Origin of the sequence: Flavobacterium pectinovorum (genome assembly GCF_006438875.1) — a bacterium.
GTDB classification, from domain to species: Bacteria; Bacteroidota; Bacteroidia; order Flavobacteriales; family Flavobacteriaceae; genus Flavobacterium; species Flavobacterium pectinovorum_A.
In genome coordinates, this window is the sequence record NZ_RCZH01000016.1 from 22,298 (window position 1) to 44,928 (window position 22,631).

The following is a 22,631-nucleotide window of genomic DNA, read 5'->3' on the forward strand; positions in this document are numbered from 1 at the left end:
TTATAGGTCTGGATTCTACAATCTAATTTGTACATTTGCACCACTCAAAAAAAACATACAAACAATTACCGTATTGAACGCTACTAAAAATACATTTTCAATAAAATCAATATTTAACGATTTCAAAGAGATAACGAAGGCTGGTTTAGCTATTAGCGTATTGTTTTCTTCCATTGCGGGATATTTGTTAGGTGTTAATGATGCACATCCTTTTAAGTGGAGTGTTTTGATTGTTTTGATGATTGGAGGTTATTGCATGGTTGGAGCATCAAATGCTTTTAATCAGGTGATCGAAAAAGATATCGATTCGTTAATGGATCGTACTAAAAATCGTCCCGTTCCTTCAGGACGTATGTCCCCTCAAATGGCTTTGGTTGTGGCAAGTTTGCTTACAATAATTGGTATTACTTTGTTGTATACAATCAATGCAAAGTCGGCAATGTTTGCTGCGATTTCAATATTTTTATATACAAGTATTTATACACCTTTAAAAACAGTAACTTCGTTATCGGTTTTTGTAGGCGCTTTTCCCGGTGCAATTCCGTTTATGTTAGGTTGGGTTGCCGCAACAGGAGAGTTTGGTATTGAGGCAGGAACGTTGTTTTTGATTCAGTTTTTCTGGCAATTTCCTCATTTTTGGGCAATTGGATGGTTTTTGTATGAAGATTATGAGAAAGCTGGAATCTTTATGCTTCCAACAGGAAAAAAAGATAAAGGAACCGCTATGCAGATTATGTTATATACAGTTTGGCTTATTATAGCGTCACTGTTGCCGGTTTTAGGATATACAGGACAATTGTTTATTTCGCCAATCGCAGCAGTTTTAGTCTTTTTATTAGGGCTTTGGATGTTGTTTTATGCGGTACGTTTGTACAAGTTACGAACAGCAAAAGCGGCAAGAACATTAATGCTAGTAAGTGTTTCGTATATATCGCTGCTGCAAATAATATATATAGTAGATAAATTTTTAAGATAGTTATGGAAATGACAATGACAAAAGGTGAGGAACAAGTAAGGAGCGCAAAATCGGCAAAACTAATTTTGTTGTTCGCAATGGTAAGTATGACTATGATGTTTGCCGGACTTACGAGTGCATTTGTGGTGAGTAAATCAAGAGCTGACTGGTTGAAGAATTTTGAATTACCAACAGCATTTTTTTATAGTACAGCAGTAATTATAGGATGTAGTGTTACTTTTTATTTGGCTAAAAAAGCAATTCAAAAAGATGATAGAGCTACAACTACGGCATTGCTTTTAGGAACTTTAGCTTTAGGGATTTTATTTGTGGTTTTACAATTTGTAGGTTTTGGACAAATCGTAAAAAGTGGTTATTATTTTACAGGAGAAGGTAGTTCAATTACTACAACTTTTCTTTACGTAGTGACCGTAACACACTTATTACACTTGGCTGGAGGGTTAATTTCACTTTTAATTATAATTTATAATCATTTTAAACAAAAATACAATTCGACTCAAACTCTTGGTATAGAACTAGGTGCGATGTATTGGCACTTTTTGGATTTATTGTGGGTATATTTATTTTTATTTTTATATTTCTTTAAATAAGAAAAAAACGTAAATTTGGGAACTTTTTAACGAATATCTTTTATGGAAGCGACAGTTACTACTGCAAACAACGAAAAAACTTGGGGAGGCGGCAATGAGCCATTAGGAGCAAGTTATGGTAAAATGATGATGTGGTTTTTTATCGTATCGGATGCCTTAACATTCTCTGGATTTCTGGCAGCTTATGGTTTTTCTAGATTTAAATTTATTGAAACCTGGCCTTTGGCTGATGAAGTGTTTACTCACTTCCCATTTATGCATGGAAATCCACAACCAATGCTATATGTGGCCTTAATGACTTTTATTTTGATTTTCTCATCTGTAACAATGGTTTTGGCTGTTGATGCAGGTCATCATTTGAAAAAAACAAAAGTTGCAATTTATATGTTCTTAACTATTATTGGAGGTTTGATTTTCGTGGGTTCTCAAGCCTGGGAATGGAAAAACTTCATTAAAGGGGAGTACGGCGCAGTAGAAACAGTAGGAGGAAGCTTATTGCAGTTTGTTGATAAAGATGGTAAAAGAGTAGCTCTTGAGGAGTTTGCAGTAAAATTACCGGAACAGCCAGAAGAACTTACAAGAGCAAAAGGGAAATGGTTTATGGAAAGTGCTGAAACAGTGCCGACCTATTCAGTTGCTGATGTTCAGGCAGGTTTTAAAGCACATCCTGAATTATTAATAAGAACTGAGCATCTTACAGCAGAAAAGAAAAAAACAGTATTGACAAGAGCAGAATCTGAAGCTCGTTTAAGTACTGCAAAATATGTTGTAGAAGGAGCTAACTTAACAAGAAATGAATACGGAAGTAAATTATTTGCTGATTTCTTTTTCTTCATTACAGGATTCCACGGATTCCACGTATTCTCCGGAGTTATAATTAATATCATTATTTTCTTTAATGTATTATTAGGGACTTACGAGAAAAGAAGAAGTTATGAAATGGTAGAGAAAGTTGGTTTATACTGGCACTTTGTCGATTTAGTTTGGGTATTTGTATTTACAGTTTTCTACTTAGTTTAATTTTAAGATTTATCATTATGTCACACGATCACGAATACGTATCAAATACAAAAAGAATCTGGTTTGTTTTTGGATTACTATCACTTGTAACTACAGTTGAAGTTTTTTTGGGTATCTATAAACCAGGATTTTTAGAATTTAATCATTTTGTAGGTTTGAATTTGTTGAACTGGATATTTTATATCTTAACAATATTCAAAGCATATTATATAGTATGGGCATTTATGCACATGGAAGGTGAAAAAAGCAGCCTTAGATGGTCTGTTGTATCACCAGTTATTTTCCTAGTTTTATATTTATTGTTTATTCTGTTGACAGAAGGACATTATATTTATGGGGTTTTTAAAGATTCTACTATTAAATGGAATTTTTAACATGATATTAATTCGAAAAGAGTCCCGATAACATCGGGATTTTTTTATTTTTGTACCTCAATAACTTCGGTAATAAAATGAAAAAAAATATAGTTCTCTTTGTACTTTTTGTTTTGCCAATTGTAGCCTATTTGTTTTTTGCTTCTGGTGTAAATAGTTTTACTAAACTTCCCACAATAACTCCTAAAATTGCCGATTTTGGTAATTGGAAATCTCTCAAAGGAGAAAAAGTAACTTTAAATAATAAAATTACGATTCTTGGTTTTTCAGGTTCCGAAATTTTAAAAAACAGAGGAAATTTTTTCAACTTAAACGAAAAAATTTACCAACGCTATAATGGCTTCAAAGATTTGCAATTTGTTGTAGTTTGTCCTTTAGGAACGGAGAAAGACGCTAAAAAAATAGAAGAATCATTAGGCTCTTTTACAGATGTGTCCGGTTGGCATTTTATTTTTGCTTCGCCAGATGAAATAAAAACTTTTTATGATCAGCTTCACTTAAAAGGGAAACTAGATGCGAATCTTGGAACTCCAAATGTTTACATCGTAGATAAAGAGCGAAATTTGAGAGGGAGAAAAGATAAAGATGAATATAAAGAAGGTTACAACACTTTTCATCCATCTGAATTGAGCAACGAAATGTTGGATGATTTTAAAATCATTTTATACGAATATCGTGCGGCTCTTAAAAAGAATCATAACGCAACAAAAGAACTTTAATCTTTATATTATGTTTAAAAATAAATCATATATCGGAATTTCGTTTATCATTTTAATCTTTGGGATTTATGCAGTGCCAAAAATCGTCGACAGAATTAAAAATGGCGAAGTGGTACAAGGAAACCGTTTGGATAATGTTGGTTTGAAAACTTCAAAATCGGATGCTAAATTAATGACAATTGGTCCGGCTCCTAAATTTGAATTAGCAAATCAGGACAATGTCAAAATTTCAAATGCAACTTATAAAGGGAAAGTTTATGTTTTAGAGTTTTTCTTTACTACATGCCCGTCAATTTGTCCAAAGATGAATTTAAGCATGTTGGAAATTGAGAAAACTTTTTTTGGTAATCCAAATTTCGGAATTGTTTCTATAACGATCGATCCTGTTCATGATACTCCTCAGGTTTTAAAAGATCATGCTAAACTTTTAGGCGTTAAATCTTCAAACTGGAATTTTTTAACTGGTGACAGAGCTACTATTATGGATTTGTCTAATAAAGGATTTAATTTGTACGCTGGCGAAAATTCTAAAGTAAATGGTGGTTTTGAACATTCAGGTTTATTTGCTTTAATTGATAAAGATGGAAATATTCGTTGTAGAAAAGATGATTTTGGAAATCCAATTTTATACTACGATGGATTGGATAAAAAAGGCGTAAGGGAAATTCAGGAAGACATTAAAATATTATTAGAAGAATAACAATGGAAGATCATTCATTAGAAAAAAAGTACAGCAAGTTGATTGTTGCTGTTTCGATTATAATTCCGGTACTAGTAGGTATCTTGTTTGCTGTCAAATTAAAAGATTTTGGAATTAATGTAGAACCACTTTCGTTTTTGCCTCCTATTTATGCTACAATAAATGGAATTTGTGCTGTAGTTTTGGTTTGGGCGGTAGTAGCTATTAAAAATGGAAAACGTAAACTGCACGAGCGTTTAATGACTTCTGCAATTGTATTAGGAGTTGCTTTTTTGTTAATGTACGTTGCTTATCACATGACCGCTGATTCTACTAAATTTGGAGATTTAAACCATGACGGAACTCTTGATTTGGCAGAAACGGCAAAAATTGGTGCATTACGCTATATTTATTTCTTTATTTTAATAACCCATATTTTATTGTCTATTGCTATTATTCCGCTAGTATTAATTACTTATGTGAGAGCACTTGCACAACGATTTGACAGACATAAAAAAATTGCTAAAATAACTTTTCCGCTTTGGTTGTACGTTGCGGTTACAGGTGTTGTAGTTTACTTAATGATTTCCCCTTATTATGTTTAAAATAGAAAATAGAATAAAGAATACAGAAAATAGAATAGCAGATAGAAGTAGATTTGTGAATTTTTTCTCAACGAAATGCTTCTATGTTCTTTTCTCTATTTTCTTTTCTCTGAGCGCAAACGCTCAATGTGCAATGTGTCGCGCGGCGCTTGCAGGAGATTCGAATGTGAAAAAAGCCGAAGCAGTAAATAATGGAATCGTTTATTTGATGGTAATTCCCTATTTGCTTGTTGCTATAATTGGTGTTATGATTTATAGAATGTACCGATCAAAAAAGAAAAAAGCAGAATAATTTTATTCTGCTTTTTTCTTTTTTAGATTCGATATATCTTATTTCAATCCATCAACGGAAACATTTACAGTTCCGTTTATTTTTATAAAAGCTATTATGGCTTGATTTGTCAATTGAATTTTATCAAACTGAATGTCTTCCATTTTTCCATTTACAAATACACCAGGAAGCGGAGAATAGTTTTTTAGATAAGCTGCAATATTCTTTTTTCCATCTTCCAGATTTGGTTGTATCGAATAACGGCAGCTTTCTTCCATTTTTCTTAAGATATAACCTTGTCCTAACCAACTTGCAGTTCTCATTAACTTGCTTTTGGTATCTAAAACATAATCAAGTTTTTCGAAATAGATTTCTTTGGTTTTTGGATTATATGACGGAAATCCGTTTAAATAAATAGTTCCGTTTATAGATCCTAAAATGTCAAGTGCAATCACCATTTTTCCGTCTTTGTGCCAAATCGCAACATCTTTAACGGTTATTTTTTTACTTCCCGAACCAAATTCCTGACCGGCAAAATTCTTGGTCATTATTTTTGAAGCATCAATATATGTTGAAATTGCAGCGATATTGGCTGAAATCTGATTCGGAATTTTTGCAACAGGTTTCAAAACTATTTTACTGGCGCTGAATTTTGATTCGGGTTGTTTACCAACGATGGTTTCCATGTTGCATTTCATTCCCATATCCAATAAAAACAAATCATTTTTGAGTTTTGCATTGGTTGAATAAATTTCGACAGGAACAATTCTTAACCAAGTTTCATACGTATCGCTCATCTGAAAAGGAGTGCATATTTTTTCTAAAGCAGATAAAACATTCGGTTTAAAATCCATTGATTTTTCAATCGCCTGATCGATACTTTTTTCGATTTTCGATTTAAAGATGGAGACAGCCGGATTTATCAAATAGGTTATCGGCATGCTTTTTCCAAAAACAAGCATCGTTGGACTTTCGTTCCAATCCAGAGATTTGAATTCGGTTTTAGTATTTAATTTCCAATTGGTCAATGCTACTTCGCTTGATAAAGTAATGACTCCATTCAAGTTAAATTCTCGTGTGTCGTAAAGTTCAATCCCCAATTTTTTAGTTCCAATTCTATACTTTATAGTTGCTTTTAATGGTAAAATCGTTTTGATTTTTTTATCCGGATTTGCCGGATCATTCTGAATTTTTATCGGAGCCTGTTTCCAGATTTTCATTTCGATATCATCGTCTTCAATGTTATTGTCTTCGTAGATTAATCCGTTCAATAAGGTGTTGGTCTGGTTCTCAATATCACTGAGTTTTACTGTTATTGGCAGGTTTATAAAAGAAGGATTTGCGTCATAAACCAACGGACTTGCATCATCTGGTTCAGGTTTTAACGTTTCTAATTTTTGAGCTGTAGAACAGCTAACAAGTACGGCAAGTGCTGTAGATAAAGAGAGAATTGAAAAAAACTTCATGATTAAGATTTTTTTGAGTGATGCAAAATTAAGAAAACTATTAAATTATCTTAAAAAAGTGTAACAATTGATAGCAAATAGAGTCTTATCTAAATAACAAAACGAAATTATTAACGTTTTCTTATCATAAATTACTTAATAAAAATGTTATTATTGTTTTAAAATTCAGCAATCATCATGATCGAAATCAAAGATTTACATAAGTCCTATAAAATGGGAAGTTCAAGTTTGCATGTGTTAAAAGGGATTAATTTTAATATTGCTGAGGGAGAATTAGTTGCGATTATGGGATCTTCCGGATCTGGTAAATCTACGCTTCTTAATATTCTGGGAATTCTTGATGAGGCCGATTCTGGTGATTATATTTTAGATAAAACGCCTATTAAAAACTTAAACGAAACAATAGCATCAAAATACCGAAATAAGTTTTTGGGATTTGTATTTCAGTCATTCAATTTAATAAATTATAAAACAGCACTCGATAATGTTGCTATGCCATTGTACTATCAAGGTGTAAAAAGAAAAGAACGTTATGAGATTGCAATGAGATATTTGGAGAAAGTTGGCTTAGGTTCTCATTCTCATCATTTACCAAATGAACTTTCAGGAGGACAAAAACAACGTGTTGCAATTGCAAGGGCGTTGGCATCAAATCCAAAAGTTTTACTGGCAGATGAGCCAACGGGAGCTTTAGATACCAAAACTTCTTATGAAGTAATGGAACTGATTCAAGGGATTAACGACGAAGGAAAAACTATTCTGATCGTTACACACGAACCTGATATTGCCGCAATGTGCAAAAGAAATGTGGTCCTGAAAGACGGATTAATTATCGATGATAAAATGGTAGAACAAGTTAGAGCTTCATCTTATGTTTAACATTGAGCGTTGGCAGGAAATTTTTGAGGCAATCTCAAAAAATCGGTTAAGAACATTTCTTACCGGGGTTTCTGTGGCTTCAGGTATTTTTATCCTTGTGATTTTGCTGGGTGCGGGTAAAGGGCTTCAAAACGGAATTGAAAAACAATTTGAACGTGATGCAGCAGGGATTATTGAAGTTTGGTCAGGAACAACAACTAAAGAATATAAAGGGCTAAATCCCGGAAGACAAATTCAGTACAGAGATGCTGATTACAAACAATCTGTACAGAAATTTGATGATAAGTTAGATTTAAGAGCGTCAACTTATAATTATTGGGGAGCTCCTTTTTCGTATGGAAAAGAATCGGGAAGTTATCAATATAGAGGTGTTACCCCGGACTATGGCAGAGTTGAAAATCTAACGATAGTCCAAGGCCGATATGTAAATGATAATGATATGGCCAACAATGAAAAAGTGGCTTGTATTGGGATGAAGGTCAAAACGGATCTTTTTAAAGACAAAGATGCCCTGGGTAAAGAAATCATAATTAATGGGATCAATTTTAAAGTAGTTGGAGTTTTTACAGATCCGGGAGGAGAAAGAGAAGAAACGAGAGCATATTTACCGTTAACTACTGTACAAAGAGCTTTTGGGAATGGAGATAAAATCAGTAATTTGTTTTTTACGATGAAAAAAACAGATAATTATGATGAAGCTTTGGCACAATCTGAAAAATTCACTCAGGATTTGAAAAATTTGCTTAAGAGCAGAAATATGGTCGCTCCCGATGATGATGGCGGAGTAGGGGTTTATAATTCAGTTAAAGATGCGAAGCAATTTTATGACTTAAACTTATATATCAGATTGTTCTTTTGGTGGGTTGGTATTTGTACCATTATTGCCGGTGTTGTTGGTGTAAGTAATATTATGCTTATTATCGTAAAAGAAAGAACTAAAGAAATTGGAATCAGAAAGGCTTTGGGGGCATCTCCGTTTTCAATTATTTCTATGATACTTCACGAGTCTATTTTTATTACCACAATCGCTGGTTTTGTAGGATTGCTGGCAAGTTTGTTATTGTTAGAATTTGTGGGGCCGATGGTACAAAGTGAATATTTTCAAAATCCTCAGGTAGATTTCAATGTGGCATTAACGACACTTGCTTTACTTGTATTTGCAGGCGCAATGGCGGGATTTTTTCCGGCATACAGAGCGGCTAAAATTAAACCTATTGTAGCACTTAGAGACGAATAATTATGTTTAAAAAAGATAATTGGGACGAAATTTTACAGGCTTTAACAGCCAATGTTTTCAGGACAGTTCTAACTGCTTTTGGGGTGTTTTGGGGTATATTTATTTTAGTAATATTACTTGCAGCAGGAAAAGGGCTTGAAAATGGTGTAAAAAAAGGGTTTGACGGAATCGCTACAAATACAATGTTTATGTGGAGTCAAACTACATCTAAAGCTTATAAAGGATTGCCAAAAACGCGTCGATATGATTTTAGAAACAGTGATGTAGCGGCCTTAAAAGCAGCTTTGCCGGATTTGTTATATGTTTCGCCAAGAAATCAGTTAGGAGATTTTAACGGAACTAATAATGTGGTTCGTGGTACTAAAACTTCTTCTTTTACAATCTATGGTGATTATCCGGAACTGATCAAACAGCAGCCAATGGATATTATAAAAGGACGTTTTATAAACCAACAGGATATTAATGAGAGAAGAAAAATTGCTGTAATTGGACAAGGAGTTATTACTGATCTTTATGGCAAAGAAGAAGAGGCGGTTGGAACTTATGTAAAAATAAACGGAGTTAACTTTATGGTGGTTGGAGTTTATCATTCTAAACAACAAGGAGGAAACGCCGAACAAGAGCAGAAAAATATTTTTGTTCCGTTTACTACTTTTCAACAGGCTTTTAATTATGGAGATAAAGTGGGATGGATGGCGCTTACCGCAAAGGATGAAACTTCTATTACTGCTTTAAAACCAAAAATTCTGGATTTAATTAAATCACTGCATTCTATTAATCCTGCGGATGACCGTGCGGTTGGGAATTTCGATTTATACGAACAATTCAATAAAGTACAAAGTTTGTTCACCATCTTAACAATCATCGCCTATTTTGTTGGGACATTAGTATTGATTTCAGGCGTAATTGGTATTTCAAACATCATGCTTATTGTAGTTAAAGAACGTACAAAAGAGATTGGGATTCGTAGAGCTTTGGGGGCAACTCCGGCAGCTATTCGAGGACAAATTTTATCTGAATCTATCTTTTTAACTATTATTTCGGGAATGTTGGGTATTGCCGTCGCAACCGGAATTATTGCTCTTTTGAATGTTGCATTAGCTTCCATGCCACCCGACAGCAATACAATGTTTGCGAATCCAAGTGTTGACTTAAGGGTTGTGTTTGTAGCTTTATTAATATTAGTAGGATCTGGTTTGCTGGCAGGATTTATTCCGGCTCAAACCGCAATTAATGTGAAGCCGGTAGATGCTTTACGATCAGAATAAATTATCAATCAAAAATAATCGATTAAACCAAAAACAAAATGAAAAAAGGAGTAACTGTAACCATTTTAATTTTTATTGCTTTAGTTTTCTTTGGCGCACTGTACTATTTGTATGCTAAAAATCAAGAGTCGCCAATTGTCTTCAAAACAGAGAAAGCAGAAGTTAAAACGATTGTAAAAAATACAATCGCAACAGGTAATATTCAACCGGATGAAGAGGTTCTAATCAAGCCTAATATTTCTGGAATTATTGAAGAAGTATATATCAAAGCCGGTCAAAAAATTAAGGCGGGTGATATGATTGCGAAAATTAGAGTTGTAGCAAATGTTTCTAATGTGAGTTCTACTCAAAATCAAGTGCAAACGGCTAAAATCGCTTTAGACAATCAGGAAAAAATCTACAAAAGACAAAAAACTTTGTTTGAAAAAGAGGTGATTTCTGCCAATGATTTTGATGCCGCTCAATTGGCTTATACACAAGCGAAACAAAACTATATTGCTGCAAGACAAAGTTTAGATATTGTAAAAACCGGTACAACAACATCATTAGGAAGTTATGCAAATACTTTGATTCGTTCAACAGTAAACGGAATGGTTTTGGCTGTTCCGGTAAAAGTTGGAAATCAGGTTATTGAAAGTAATAACTTTAACGAAGGAACTACAATTGCAAGTGTGGCAGATGTTGGAAGAATGATTTTTATTGGAAAAATTGACGAATCTGAAGTTGGGAAAATTAAAGTTCAAATGCCAATTGAGATTACAGTTGGAGCAATTGAAAACAAAAAATTCGATGCCCGTTTAACTGATATTGCACCAAAAGGTGTAGTAGAAAATGGGGCAATTCAATTTGAAATTAAAGCTTCTTTAGAAAATAGAGACGCTACCTTTATCAGAGCCGGATTAAGTGCAAATGCGTCAATTATATTAGAAAAAGCAGATAAAGTTTTGGCTATCAAGGAATCTTTGGTTCAATTTGACAAGAAAACTCAAAAACCATACGTTGAGATCGAAACAGTTCCTCAAAAATTTGAGAGAAAAGATCTTGTATTAGGAGTTAGCGACGGGATTTATGTTCAGGTTAAAAGCGGTATCAAAAACACTGATAAAATTAAAATTTGGAATCAGGGTTTAATTAGTGAAGGAGAAAAAAAATAATCTGAAATTGTAAAGGTTTTTTGGTTTTAAAAAATGTTAAATTTGCGTAGTCATTTACTATGCTTTCATTCAAAATATATGAAAATAAATAAATATAATAGTCTTCTTTTTGCCGCGTTATTTGGACTTGGATTTTCAGGTCACGCACAATCAAAACAATGGACTTTAGAAGAATGTGTACGATATGCATTAGATAATAATATCACAATAAAGTTGTCAGAGTTAGATGTAAAAAATGCTGATATTGATAAAAAAGATGCATTTGGTAAATATCTTCCATCAGTAAGCGGTAGTGCTTCACACTCCTGGAACATTGGTTTGAACCAGGATGTTACAACAGGTCTTTTGCGTAATCAGACTACCCAATATTCATCTGTAGGTTTAAATGCCGGAGTAGATATTTACAAAGGTTTGCAAAACCAAAATACATATCGAAGAACAAAGCTTTCGATTATAGCATCACAATATCAATTGCTGAAAATGCAGGAAGATATTTCGTTAAATGTTGCGAATGCTTTTCTTCAGATTTTATCTTACAAAGAAGAATTAAAAGTAAAAAAAGAGCAATTAACAATTGATGAAAAACGTTTGGCGCGTTCTGAAGAAATGGTAAGTGCCGGAACAATTCCAAGAGGGGATTTGTATGATCTAAAAGCGACTATTGCAACAGATCAGCAAGGTATTACGGTGTCTGAGAATAATTTATTGATCTCAAAATTAAGTTTAGCGCAGCTTTTACAATTAAAAGAATTTGCAGATTTTGATGTAATAGATGACACAAATGCAAAAGATGAAAATAATATCATGGCGCAAAGTCCAATTGATATTTACAATAAAGCAAAAGAAACAAGAACAGAATTAAAATTGGCTCAAACTAATCTTGAAATTGCTCAGAAAAATGTTGCTATTGCAAGAGGAGCTTATCAGCCGAGACTTAGTGGTTTTTATGGCTTTAATACAAGGGCGAGTTACAGTGATCAAGTTAAATTAGATGCAAATAATCAACCATATACTGTAGGACCAGCTCCAGTATTCCAACAATTTAGCGATAACAAAGGACATAATTTTGGATTAGACTTGCAAATACCTATTTTCAACGGTTTCTCTGTTAGAAATAATGTAGAACGTAATAAAGTAAGTTTAGAGAAATCTAAAATAGATTTAGAGCAAAAAAGTTTAGATTTGCAACGTAATGTTTATACTGCGTTTACAAATGCAAAAGGAGCTTTAAATACTTATGAGTCATCAACTGTAACATTAGAAGCAAGACAGCAAGCTTATAATTATGCTAAAGAAAAATATGATGTAGGTTTGATGAATTCTTTTGATTTTACTCAGGCTCAAACATTATTGACCAATGCACAATCAGACGTTATTAGAACAAAATACGATTATATATTTAAAATAAAGATACTTGAATTCTATTTTGGAATTCCAATTGTCCCGATTATCAAAAAATAGTTATATGAAAAAAAAGACGGTTTATTTCTTAGTAGGCGGAGCGCTGGTTGTGATTATTGCTTTGGTTGGTCTTTCGAAATCGGGAGTAATAGGAAATAAGGATGAAGGTAAAGAAGTTGAAGTTTCAAAAGTAATGGCTTCTACAATTGTCGAAACAGTTTCGGCAACTGGAAAAATCCAGCCGGAAATTGAAGTAAAACTTTCCTCAATGGTTTCAGGTGAGATTATTGCACTAAATGTAAAAGAAGGTCAGGTTGTAAAAAAAGGCGATTTATTAGTAAAAATAAATCCTGATTTATATACATCAGGACTAGATAGATCTGTTGCAAACTTATCTGGGACAAAAGCGGGCTTAACACAATCTGAGGCAAGTTATAGAGAAGCCAAGGCTAGTTATGAGCGTAATAAAACACTATATGATAAAGGTGTAATTTCAAAATCTGATTGGGATAAGTCAATTTCTACTTATGAAGTGGCAAAAGCAACTAAGCAAAGTTCTTATTATAATGTTCAAAGTGCATCAGCGTCTGTAACAGAAGCCAAAGATAATCTTGGACGTACTTTAATTTACGCTCCTGCGGATGGAACAATTTCAGTATTGAATGTTGAACTGGGAGAGCGTGTTTTAGGAACCCAACAAATGGCAGGAACAGAGCTTTTGAGAGTGGCAAACCTAAACAATATGGAAGTTGAAGTTGATGTAAACGAAAATGATATTGTTAAAGTAAAAATAGGTGATGAAGCTAATGTTGAAGTAGATGCTTATTTAAAAAAGAAATTTAAAGGTACTGTAACTAGTATTTCTAATTCGGCAAGTACTACATTAACCTCAGATCAGGTAACTAATTTTAAGGTTAAAGTTCGTATTCTAAAAGAATCATATCAGGATTTATTAGAAGGTAAGCCAAATTCATATTCGCCTTTTAGGCCAGGAATGACTGCTACTGTTGATATTATTACAAGAACTAAGAACAATGTTTTGGCAGTGCCAATTAGTTCTGTTGTTGTAAAAGCAGATACAACTGCAGTAAAAGATATTAAAGTCGAAGATCCAGGCGAAGACAAAAAAGCTACTCCAAAAAGCGATAAAAAGTTTGAGTGTGTTTTTGTAAAAGTAGGAGATAAAGCTAAAATCAGAATCATTAAAACCGGTATTCAGGACGATACTAATATTGAGGTAATGTCAGGTTTAAAATCTGGTGATGTTGTAATCACAGGACCTTATACAACGGTTTCCAAAGAATTAAATTCCGGCGATAAAGTGAAGCTTAAAAAAGCAGATACGGCTAAGAAATAATTCAATCAACGATGATCGCATTACATGGTGGTTTGTCTGAAGAAATGATTTATGGTTTAGGTGGTGGATTTTTTATTGCGCTTCTATTTTTTATATTTAGACATTATAGAATGTATAAAAGCGATTACTATAATGAAGAATATGTCTATTTTTCATCCGGTAGAAAGTTTATCCTTTATCTTGGTTTTCTTGTAGTTAATCTTTGCGTAGCGTATGCGTTGTTTTTTATATTTATGCTAGTATGTGGAGTAATTTCAAGCTACCTCATTAAAAACTTTTAATAACATCTTAAAAAATAAATACATTGTCTTTTATTCTCAATATCGAAACGGCTACGAAAAACTGTTCAGTCTCTATTGCAAAAAATGGAGAAACCATTATATGTAAAGAAATTGCAGAGGAAGGCTATTCGCATGCCGAAAAACTGCACGTATTTATTGAAGAAGTAATAGAAGCTGCAAAAATAACGGTTCAGGATTTAGTTGCAATTGCAGTAAGTCAGGGACCAGGATCCTACACAGGATTAAGAATTGGAGTTTCGGCAGCAAAAGGATTGTGTTTTGCATTAAATCTTCCGTTGATTGCTGTGGATACTTTGAAAACATTAGCTTCTCAGGCAAAAGTTTCTGATGGAAAAATAATTCCAATGTTAGATGCCAGAAGAATGGAAGTTTACAGCGAAGTTTTTAATGCTCAATTAGAAGTAGAAAGAGGTATTGAAGCAGAAGTTATTACAGAAGATTCTTTTGCGGCATATACAGATGTACTTTACTTTGTTGGAGATTGTGCCGATAAATGCAAGCCAGTTTTAACGAAAGACAACTTTGTTTTTCTGGAAGAAATAAAATACCCATCAGCTTCGGCAATGAGTAAAATCAGTTATGATAAATATCAAAAAAGCGACACTGTAGATGTCGCTTATTTTGAACCGTATTATTTGAAAGATTTTATGATGACATTACCATCTAAAAAGTAATAAAACTATATTATTTTTGAATTGTAAAAGGCTGTATTTTAATTCCCGCTTCATCCAACGCTGATTTGCAATTCTCTAAAGTTTCTGAAAAAACAGAACCATAATTTACATTTTTAGCCCAGGGACGTACGGCAAATTCAACAGAACTAGCTGTTAAGTTTTTTACAAAAACCTCCGGAGCCGGCTTTTTAAGTACTTTAGGGTTTGTATTTAAAACATTCAACAGAACTTCCTTTGCTTTTTTGATATCAGAATCATAGGAAACTGCAAAAGTTAAATCTGCTCTTCTTTCTCCCTGCATTGAATAGTTAATAATTGTTCCGTTTGACAAAGCACCATTTGGTACAAAAACAGTCTGATTATTGGCAGTAAGCATTTTGGTGACAAAAATTTGAATTTCTGATACCGTTGCAATTACACCTTGTGATTCGATAGTATCACCAACTTTAAAGGGTTTAAAAACGATAATTAGCATTCCTCCGGCAAAGTTAGAAAGTGAACCTTGCAATGACAAACCAACTGCAAGTCCCATTGCTCCTAAAATGGCAACAAACGAGGAAGTCTCGATACCGAGTTTTGAAATAAAAGTAACGAACAATAAAATTCGGAGTGCCCATATTAAAATGTCTGAAAGGAATTTGGTTAATGTAGGATCTAAATTTCTTTGGATCATTACTTTGGTAATGATTTTATTTATCAATCTAATGGCATAAATACCAACAAATAAAATTAGAAATGCCGAAATTAATTTAGGCGAATAATCAACTAATACGTCAATGAATTTTGTGGCGTAATTACTAAGTTGTTCAGGACTCATCATGTTTATAGAATAAAAAAACCTTCTCAAAAAGAGAAGGTATATTAGAGGTGCAAATATAAAGATATTTCTATTATAAGAAAAATAAGAATCTACTCCTTATCTGCCGTTTCGTCAACAATTTTATCTGTTGCATCTTCCGTTTTTTCAGCAACATCGACAACCGTTTCAGAAGCAACTGTTTCAGAAGCAACCGTTTTAGTATCGCCAGTAATATCACTAGCTTTTTCTTTTACAGTATCAATTACATCACTTATTGAATCAGATGCTTTTTCAACATATTCGCTTACGATATCTTTTGCCTGATGTGCATATTCTGCAGCACTGTCCAATATTGGCTCTGAAGCCTCTTTGGCTTTTGCAAAAGTTTCTTCGGCAAAAGTTTCTGCTTTTTCTACATAAGGTGCAGCTGCTTCTTTGGCTTGTTCAATAGTAGTTTCTGCCTGGTTAGCTAAATCTGTAGCAGTTTCTTTGGCTGAGCCAAATAAGTTCTTAAAAAATGATGATACTCCCATGGTTTGAAATTTGATTTGTTTAGAATACAATATTAAATCATTTTCACAAGAATTGTAGTGTTATGTTAAAATAATTTACTGATAATAAATGAGATATAAAAAAAAACGGCTCGATCCCAAAAACTTGTGAAGAGAGTAAAAAAATTACCGCAGGAGAACGCGAAGTTTTTTCTCTTAACTTTTATAAAAGGCAAAGTTCGCAATCCCGAAGCTTCGGGATGTATTAATTTAGCTTTGCGAACTCTGTGCTTTCTAAAGCATTCTTAGATAAAAACTTCGTGTTCTCTGCGTTAAAAATAAGTATTGAGTATTTCCATAACATTTAGCTTTGATCCAAAAAAAACGTCCACCATTGGCAGACGTTTTCTATTTATTAAGAATATAATATTATGCATTCACAGCTTCTACTTTAATTGCTTCATCATTTAACATGCTTTTTAGCATATTTTCGATTCCGCTTTTCAAAGTAAAAGTAGATGATGGACAACCGCTGCAAGCACCTTGCAAAATTACTTTTACTGTTTTGTCATTTTCATTATAAGAGTCAAAAGCAATATTTCCACCATCAGCAGCAACTGCAGGTTTTACATACTCTTCTAAGATATTGATGATTTGTTGAGAAGTAACATCCAGTTTATCAAAATTTTCATCTTTCGTGATGTCATTTTTAGTAGCAACTTCAATCAAACTTTCATCTAAAACAGTTCCTCCGTTTTCGATAAATTGTTTGATGAAAGATCGTACTTCCAATGTGATTTCGTCCCAATTATTAATGTCATATTTAGTAACAGAAATATAATTTTCATCAATGAAAACTTCTTTTACATAAGGAAATTTGAATAATTCTTTTGCCAAAGGAGAAGAAGCCGTCTGATCGATATTTTTATATTCTACAGCATTTCTGGTTAACATTCTGCTCACTACAAATTTTAACGCAGCAGGATTTGGAGTAGTTTCTCCGTAAACCGTAATAGGTTGCTTTTTAGTCGTAGTTTCGTCAATATTTATAATAACACCACCTTTGTCAACAAATGCTGTAATTTGTTCTGCAACAGCGTCTTTTACATCATCCCATTCTACAATACTATATCTTTCGATAGCGATAAAGTTTCCTGAAATATAAACCGTTTTTACAAACGGAAGATAAAATAATTGTTGTGCAAGAGGAGAAGCGTTTGCTTCATCTATATTTTTGAACTCAAAACTTTGATTTTGGGTAATGAAATCTTCAAACTCGAACTTTAAGATCGCTGGATTTTGAGTTTCCTTTATGGTGATTTTTGTCATGATTTGTAATTTTTTACAAATTTAGTAAAGTTATTTTCTACTAATACCTATATTTGATTTTTTAATAAAATAATTAAGACTCTTTTCAAATAAATCGTATTAAATTATGAGAGTCAAAAATATAAGTAAACAAAATTGCCTTTATGGAATTTAGAATCAAGGTTTTATTCATTTTTTTTATCACATCTTTTTATTCTTATTCTCAAGAAGGAATTCCGGTTTATTCAGATTATTTATCCGATAATTACTATTTAATTCACCCGTCAATGGCGGGAGCTGCCAATTGTACCAAAATAAGACTGACTGCCAGAAAACAATGGTTTGGTCAGGAAGACGCACCGTCACTTCAAACTTTAAGCATGAACGGCAGGATTGGCGAGCGATCAGGAGCTGGTATTATCCTTTTTAATGATAAAAATGGTTATCATTCTCAAAAAGGAGTAAAGCTTACTTATGCACATCATATTATGTTCTCGAGAGACGAAATAGATTTAAATCAGCTTTCGTTTGGTATAAATGCAGGTTTGATTCAAAATCAATTAGACGAAACTAAATTTGGGACCACTTTTGATCCACTTGTAACAGGTCAAATTCAGAAAGATTCTTACTTTAATGTTGATGTTGGAGCATCCTATAATTATTTAGATTTTTATGCGCATGCAACTGTTCAGGGATTATTAGAGACCAGAAGAGATTTATATACAGATTATGAAAGTGATAATTTGAGAAAGTATTTGCTTAGTGCAGGTTATGTTTTTGGAAAAAGAGAAAATATTACCTGGGAACCGTCTATTTTGTTTCAATTATTTGATAAGACAAAACAGAAATCTATCGACTTAAATATGAAAGCTTATAAAAGTATGGATTTTGGAAGTCTATGGGCTGCATTATCGTACAGAAGAAGTTTTGATGGCGCAGAATATAGAGCCGGAAGCGGGATTTCATCTCAAAAACTACAATATTTCACACCTATAATTGGGGTGAATTTCAATAATTTCATGTTTGCTTATACATATTCTCAAGTTGTAGGCGATGTGAAGTTTGACACTGGTGCGTATCACCAGATTACTTTAGGAGTTAATTTATTTTGTAAAAGAGAACGTTACGATTGTAATTGTCCTGCTATTAATTAAATCAATATTATGTTAATCAAATCTGTAAACGGAAAAACACCTCAAATTCCTGAGGATTGTTATGTTGCCGAAAATGCTACGATTATTGGAGATGTTACTTTTGGAGATTCTTGTAGTGTTTGGTTTAATGCCGTAATTCGCGGCGATGTTCACTTTATCAAAATAGGAAATAAAGTTAACATTCAGGACGGAGCAATTTTACATTGTACGTACCAAAAACACCCAACTATTATTGGTAATAATGTTTCAATAGGACATAATGCAATTGTGCACGGTTGTACGGTTCATGATAATGTTTTGATAGGAATGGGAGCGATTGTAATGGACAATTGTGTGATAGAAAGTAACTCTATTATAGCAGCCGGAGCAGTTTTAACTCAAAATACGGTTGTAACTTCCGGAAGTATTTATGCGGGTGTTCCTGCCAAAAAAGTAAAAGATATTGATCAATCTGACTTTGCAGGCGAAATAGAGCGTATTTCAAACAATTATGTAATGTATTCCGGCTGGCTCAAAGACGAAAAATAAATTTTAAAAAATAAAAAATAAAAAGCAAAAATTCCAATTGTATTACACTTATTGGGATTTGGAATTTTCCTTTTTTTGGAATTTTAAAAAGTTATAAATTGATTCTTTCGAAGAAAGCATTTTTGTAGCTTTCGCTAATAGGAATTCGTTTGTCACTAATCAAAACTTTATTTTTTTGTATTGATTTTACATGTTTTATATTGATTATGTAAGACCTGTGAATTCGTGAAAATCCTTTGCTGGAAAGTAAATTTTCTAACTTTATTAAGCTAATTAAGGTTAAGGTAAATTTACTGTCTGTGGTGTAAATTTTTACATAGTCTTTTAAGCCTTCAATAAATAAAATATCCGAAAAATTCATTTTTACGTTTTCATATTCAGCTCTTACAAACATAAAATCCTGCTCTAATTCCGGAGCGGTTGTGTTTTCGGAAATTGCCTGAACAGTAGCCGTAGGATTCAAGAGTTGCTGTGCTCTGACAACAGATTTTAAAAAACGATGAAACGGAATTGGTTTTACTAAATAATCAACTGCACCAAGATTAAATCCTTCAACAGCATAATCAGAATAAGCGGTTGTAAATATGATTAATGGCTTTTTTTCGATTGTGTTTAAAAAATCAATACCGGAGAAATGTGGCATCTGAATGTCCAAAAAAATCAAATCGACGTTGTTTTGATTGATAAAAGAAACGGCGTCAATTGCATTATTAAAAGTGCTGACCAATTCAAGAGAATCTATTTTTCGAACAAAATCTTCTAATAATTCAACCGCTAAAGGTTCATCGTCTATAATTACACATTTCATTTCTTGGAGATTAAATTTTAAAAAATCTTATTTTGGTGTTCAAAAGTAGTTTTAAACCAGTGAATTAAGTTTTAAAATTTTCATAAAAAACAAAATTCATTTTCAAACTCTTTTTTACTGTGATACATGATTTGTTGTGTTTAATTGATTGCATTTTGAATTTCATCCAATTTTAAATTCAAATGCACACGATAAAAATCACTGTCTTGTGTGATCGTAAGTTCGTGGGCATCCGGATAAAGCAAATCCAGTCGATTTTGAATGTTCACTAATCCAATTCCTGAATTTTCGGGATCTTTTATATAGTTCTCAATCGTGTTTTCGATCCAAAAATCAAGACTGTTGTCTAAGATGAAGATCTTAATTTTTACGTGCGCTGCGCCTTTATAATCCGTTCCGTATTTAAAGGCATTTTCAACAAATGAAATCAATAATAAGGGCTCAATAAATTTGTTTTTTGTGTCACCATGAACATTGATAACAATGTCTTCGATGTTGTTCAGCCTCAGTTTTTGTAATTCAATGTAATTCTGGATATAGTTGATTTCTTTTTCCAAAGCCACCGTTTTATTATCTGTTTCATAAAGCATATAACGCATCAGTTCAGATAACGTGACGATGGCATCGGGGACCAAATCAGATTTTTTGTGTGCCAGAGAATAAATACTATTTAAAGAATTGAATAAAAAATGCGGATTGGTTTGTTTGCGCAAATAAATCAATTCAGTATTTGTTCGGTGTGTTTCGGCAATAAGTTTGTTTTGTTGGTTGTTATAAAATTCTGTGAGCGTTCTAATCGCAGCACTTATTGTAATGATTAAGATATAGAAAAGCGATGGGCCAATTTTAAAAAAAAGAGGTTGTCTTGTTGCCATTATTCCTCTTATTCGGGTTCCTTTATACATTAGTTTAAGTTCTTCCGGCGGAATCAGTCTTGGTCTGATATGCTTAAATTCAGGAATAAAATAATTGATTCTGATAATCATAAAAGCGGCAATCAGAATAAGAACAAAAGTAAAATACAGCCAATATTTTTTTTGCAAAAGCAAAGCCGGAACCAAGTAAAAATAGTTGAGATAAAACAAAAGAATTCCTGTGATCCATTGTACATAGAAATCATTGTTGATCCTGAACGGACTTTCGTAAAACTGAATTAATGAAGTCAGAATAAAGAAAACCCAGATCATACAGTGGAATAAAATTTTATTGGAACTCGTATTTTTAATGGTATCTATTTTCATTTATAATTTTATTTTTAATAAAATTAAATCATTTTTCGTTACCGTTGGCGATATCTGCTGATTGAGTTTCTCAACTACCAAATGTGCAACTTTTAATGCGTCATCTTCCGTTGAAAAACTTTTAGAATCACTAATTACAGGAATTATAGATTGCTTGATTATGATTTTACTTTTGTAGACAATTGTATATCCCCAACCAGATTTAGTTTTGAAAGATTCAGTCTTAAAAGTTTCATTTTTTGTACAAGCAACGAATTGCAGAACAAGTAAAAGAAACAGTAAATTCTTCTGGATTTTGGCCCAGAAGAATTTTATTTGAGTATTAATTATCATCGTCATTTTGCGCGTCTAAAGGTTTGAACTCCCAAGCATCATCAAAGTAAGTCGAACCTATTCTTCCCAACATATAAAAACCACGGTTGTTGATTGCAAAACCTACAGCATCTGCTCGTGTTGCACCTTCCATAGGAGTTCTTTCAACCCATAAATCATTTGATGGATTGTATTCCCAAACCGTTTTGATAGTTTCACCACCTACAATATATCCAAGTCCGTTCATAGAAAAACTAGAAGCATTTGCACGTACAATTGCATAATCATCATTGTAAGTTGGGTCGTCATCCGTGTCTTTATCAACGTCACGTTTTCTCGTCCATACATCCGTTGCCGGATCAAATTCCCAAAAATCTTCCTGATAAACACCGTTATTTATTCCCGTTACCAAATACGCTTTAGCATCAATTACAAACACAGTAGCATTACGTCTTTTGTTTCCGCTAAATCCGTTTACAAGAGTCCAGCTGTTAGCCTGATCGTCATATTGATAAAAATCTTTTAGATAATTTCCGTCGTAACCAGTTCCAAAATACGCTTTTCCGCCCACCTGAAAACCTACAGCTCCATAACGTCCGGTTCCTCCAAAATCAGTTTTTTGAGTCCAGCTATTAGCAGTTGGATCGTATTGATAAAAATCTTTCAATTTGTTGGTTCCGTCATAGCCAAGACCAACATATCCTTTTCCGTTAAGCGTAAAACTTGAAGCAGAACTTCTTCCAACTCCTGAAAAATCAGCTTTCTGTTCCCAATAATCTCCGGTAGAGTTGTATGCCCATAAATCTTTTAAATATACATCTCCAGTATAACCAGTTGCTATATAAGCAAAATCTCCTATCACAAAACTAGTCGCACTGGATCGTGCAGGTCCATCAAATGCAGATTTTTTAATCCAGTTTCCTACCAAATCTTCATCGTCATCATCATGACTACAGCCTATAAAAAAGAGGCTCGAAAACATTGCCGCGAATAATATTCCTTTTTTTAAATTATTCAT

At 33.1% G+C, this 22,631-nt stretch carries 26 protein-coding genes; 18 read left to right on the forward strand and 8 right to left on the reverse strand.

All coding sequences use genetic code 11. The annotated features are described in order from the left end of the window. The first annotated feature begins 73 nt into the window (after positions 1-73). The 8 genes from cyoE to EAH81_RS20445 all read left to right on the forward strand — a co-directional run bounded on the left by cyoE (position 74) and on the right by EAH81_RS20445 (position 5,255). Positions 74-976, forward strand: coding sequence for a heme o synthase (gene cyoE, locus EAH81_RS20410; protein WP_140510690.1), 903 nt, complete (start codon positions 74-76; stop codon positions 974-976). A 2-nt stretch (positions 977-978) separates the two neighbouring features. Continuing rightward, positions 979-1,566, forward strand: coding sequence for a heme-copper oxidase subunit III (locus tag EAH81_RS20415; protein ID WP_140510691.1), 588 nt, complete (start codon positions 979-981; stop codon positions 1,564-1,566). 42 nt (positions 1,567-1,608) lie between these two features. Continuing rightward, on the forward strand, positions 1,609-2,586 hold the full coding sequence (locus EAH81_RS20420) for a cytochrome c oxidase subunit 3 (protein WP_140510694.1): 978 nt from the start codon (positions 1,609-1,611) through the stop codon (positions 2,584-2,586). 17 nt (positions 2,587-2,603) lie between these two features. Beyond that, a complete protein-coding gene (locus tag EAH81_RS20425; RefSeq protein ID WP_140510696.1) occupies positions 2,604-2,960 on the forward strand; it encodes a cytochrome C oxidase subunit IV family protein in 357 nt (118 codons plus the stop codon). 77 nt (positions 2,961-3,037) lie between these two features. Further along, a complete protein-coding gene (locus EAH81_RS20430) occupies positions 3,038-3,679 on the forward strand; it encodes a hypothetical protein (protein WP_140510698.1) in 642 nt (213 codons plus the stop codon). 10 nt (positions 3,680-3,689) lie between these two features. Continuing rightward, the gene (locus EAH81_RS20435) at positions 3,690-4,379 is read left to right on the forward strand and encodes an SCO family protein (protein WP_140510701.1); all 690 of its coding nucleotides are present in this window, start codon (positions 3,690-3,692) and stop codon (positions 4,377-4,379) included. A gap of 2 nt (positions 4,380-4,381) precedes the next feature. Further along, on the forward strand, positions 4,382-4,963 hold the full coding sequence (locus EAH81_RS20440; protein ID WP_140510703.1) for a DUF420 domain-containing protein: 582 nt from the start codon (positions 4,382-4,384) through the stop codon (positions 4,961-4,963). Next, on the forward strand, positions 4,956-5,255 hold the full coding sequence (locus EAH81_RS20445) for a hypothetical protein (protein WP_140510705.1): 300 nt from the start codon (positions 4,956-4,958) through the stop codon (positions 5,253-5,255). The genes EAH81_RS20440 and EAH81_RS20445 overlap by 8 nt, the downstream gene beginning before the upstream one ends. A gap of 38 nt (positions 5,256-5,293) precedes the next feature. Here the strand turns inward: EAH81_RS20445 and EAH81_RS20450 are convergent, their stop codons facing one another. Next, the gene (locus tag EAH81_RS20450; RefSeq protein WP_140510708.1) at positions 5,294-6,700 is read right to left on the reverse strand and encodes a DUF4403 family protein; all 1,407 of its coding nucleotides are present in this window, start codon (positions 6,698-6,700) and stop codon (positions 5,294-5,296) included. 177 nt (positions 6,701-6,877) lie between these two features. On the opposite strand from EAH81_RS20450, the gene EAH81_RS20455 reads away from it, so the two are divergent. The 8 genes from EAH81_RS20455 (at position 6,878) to tsaB (ending at position 14,972) form a co-directional block, all read left to right on the forward strand. Continuing rightward, positions 6,878-7,579, forward strand: a complete 702-nt coding sequence (locus tag EAH81_RS20455; protein ID WP_140510710.1) for an ABC transporter ATP-binding protein — start codon at positions 6,878-6,880, stop codon at positions 7,577-7,579. Then, entirely contained in the window at positions 7,572-8,816 is a 1,245-nt protein-coding gene (locus EAH81_RS20460; RefSeq protein WP_140510712.1) for an ABC transporter permease, read from the forward strand. Before EAH81_RS20455 ends, EAH81_RS20460 begins: the two co-directional genes overlap by 8 nt. Before the next feature lie 2 nt (positions 8,817-8,818). Beyond that, positions 8,819-10,084 carry an ABC transporter permease gene (locus EAH81_RS20465; RefSeq protein WP_140510715.1) on the forward strand — a complete coding sequence of 422 codons (1,266 nt, stop codon included), beginning with the start codon at positions 8,819-8,821 and terminating at the stop codon, positions 10,082-10,084. Between the two features lie 38 nt (positions 10,085-10,122). After that, positions 10,123-11,238: an efflux RND transporter periplasmic adaptor subunit gene (locus tag EAH81_RS20470; protein ID WP_140510718.1), complete on the forward strand. Its 1,116-nt coding sequence runs from the start codon at positions 10,123-10,125 to the stop codon at positions 11,236-11,238. A gap of 78 nt (positions 11,239-11,316) precedes the next feature. Next, the gene (locus EAH81_RS20475) at positions 11,317-12,699 is read left to right on the forward strand and encodes a TolC family protein (RefSeq protein WP_140510721.1); all 1,383 of its coding nucleotides are present in this window, start codon (positions 11,317-11,319) and stop codon (positions 12,697-12,699) included. Positions 12,700-12,703: 4 nt separating this feature from the next. Next, positions 12,704-13,996, forward strand: coding sequence for an efflux RND transporter periplasmic adaptor subunit (locus EAH81_RS20480; RefSeq protein WP_140510723.1), 1,293 nt, complete (start codon positions 12,704-12,706; stop codon positions 13,994-13,996). 11 nt (positions 13,997-14,007) lie between these two features. After that, a complete protein-coding gene (locus tag EAH81_RS20485; RefSeq protein ID WP_140510725.1) occupies positions 14,008-14,277 on the forward strand; it encodes a hypothetical protein in 270 nt (89 codons plus the stop codon). Positions 14,278-14,300: 23 nt separating this feature from the next. Continuing rightward, entirely contained in the window at positions 14,301-14,972 is a 672-nt protein-coding gene (gene tsaB / locus EAH81_RS20490; protein ID WP_140510727.1) for a tRNA (adenosine(37)-N6)-threonylcarbamoyltransferase complex dimerization subunit type 1 TsaB, read from the forward strand. Between the two features lie 10 nt (positions 14,973-14,982). Here the strand turns inward: tsaB and EAH81_RS20495 are convergent, their stop codons facing one another. The 3 genes from EAH81_RS20495 to EAH81_RS20505 form a co-directional block, all read right to left on the reverse strand. Then, on the reverse strand, positions 14,983-15,792 hold the full coding sequence (locus tag EAH81_RS20495; protein WP_140510937.1) for a mechanosensitive ion channel family protein: 810 nt from the start codon (positions 15,790-15,792) through the stop codon (positions 14,983-14,985). An 89-nt stretch (positions 15,793-15,881) separates the two neighbouring features. Then, on the reverse strand, positions 15,882-16,304 hold the full coding sequence (locus EAH81_RS20500; protein ID WP_140510730.1) for a YtxH domain-containing protein: 423 nt from the start codon (positions 16,302-16,304) through the stop codon (positions 15,882-15,884). Between the two features lie 387 nt (positions 16,305-16,691). Then, the gene (locus tag EAH81_RS20505; protein ID WP_140510732.1) at positions 16,692-17,591 is read right to left on the reverse strand and encodes a NifU family protein; all 900 of its coding nucleotides are present in this window, start codon (positions 17,589-17,591) and stop codon (positions 16,692-16,694) included. Between the two features lie 143 nt (positions 17,592-17,734). Between EAH81_RS20505 and EAH81_RS20510 the strand changes: the two genes are divergently transcribed. Together EAH81_RS20510 and EAH81_RS20515 are read left to right on the forward strand one after the other, a co-directional pair. Next, positions 17,735-18,724, forward strand: coding sequence for a type IX secretion system membrane protein PorP/SprF (locus tag EAH81_RS20510; RefSeq protein ID WP_140510734.1), 990 nt, complete (start codon positions 17,735-17,737; stop codon positions 18,722-18,724). A 9-nt stretch (positions 18,725-18,733) separates the two neighbouring features. Then, the gene (locus EAH81_RS20515) at positions 18,734-19,252 is read left to right on the forward strand and encodes a gamma carbonic anhydrase family protein (protein WP_140510737.1); all 519 of its coding nucleotides are present in this window, start codon (positions 18,734-18,736) and stop codon (positions 19,250-19,252) included. A gap of 91 nt (positions 19,253-19,343) precedes the next feature. On the opposite strand, the gene EAH81_RS20520 is transcribed toward EAH81_RS20515, so the two are convergent. The 4 genes from EAH81_RS20520 to EAH81_RS20535 all read right to left on the reverse strand — a co-directional run bounded on the left by EAH81_RS20520 (position 19,344) and on the right by EAH81_RS20535 (position 22,631). Beyond that, positions 19,344-20,060, reverse strand: a complete 717-nt coding sequence (locus EAH81_RS20520; protein WP_140510739.1) for a LytR/AlgR family response regulator transcription factor — start codon at positions 20,058-20,060, stop codon at positions 19,344-19,346. A 140-nt stretch (positions 20,061-20,200) separates the two neighbouring features. Next, complete coding sequence (locus tag EAH81_RS20525; RefSeq protein WP_140510741.1) at positions 20,201-21,301, reverse strand: sensor histidine kinase; 1,101 nt, start codon at positions 21,299-21,301, stop codon at positions 20,201-20,203. Beyond that, positions 21,302-21,634 carry a DUF4907 domain-containing protein gene (locus EAH81_RS20530; protein ID WP_140510744.1) on the reverse strand — a complete coding sequence of 111 codons (333 nt, stop codon included), beginning with the start codon at positions 21,632-21,634 and terminating at the stop codon, positions 21,302-21,304. It abuts the gene before it with no gap. Continuing rightward, positions 21,624-22,631: a Kelch repeat-containing protein gene (locus EAH81_RS20535; RefSeq protein ID WP_140510746.1), complete on the reverse strand. Its 1,008-nt coding sequence runs from the start codon at positions 22,629-22,631 to the stop codon at positions 21,624-21,626. Before EAH81_RS20535 ends, EAH81_RS20530 begins: the two co-directional genes overlap by 11 nt.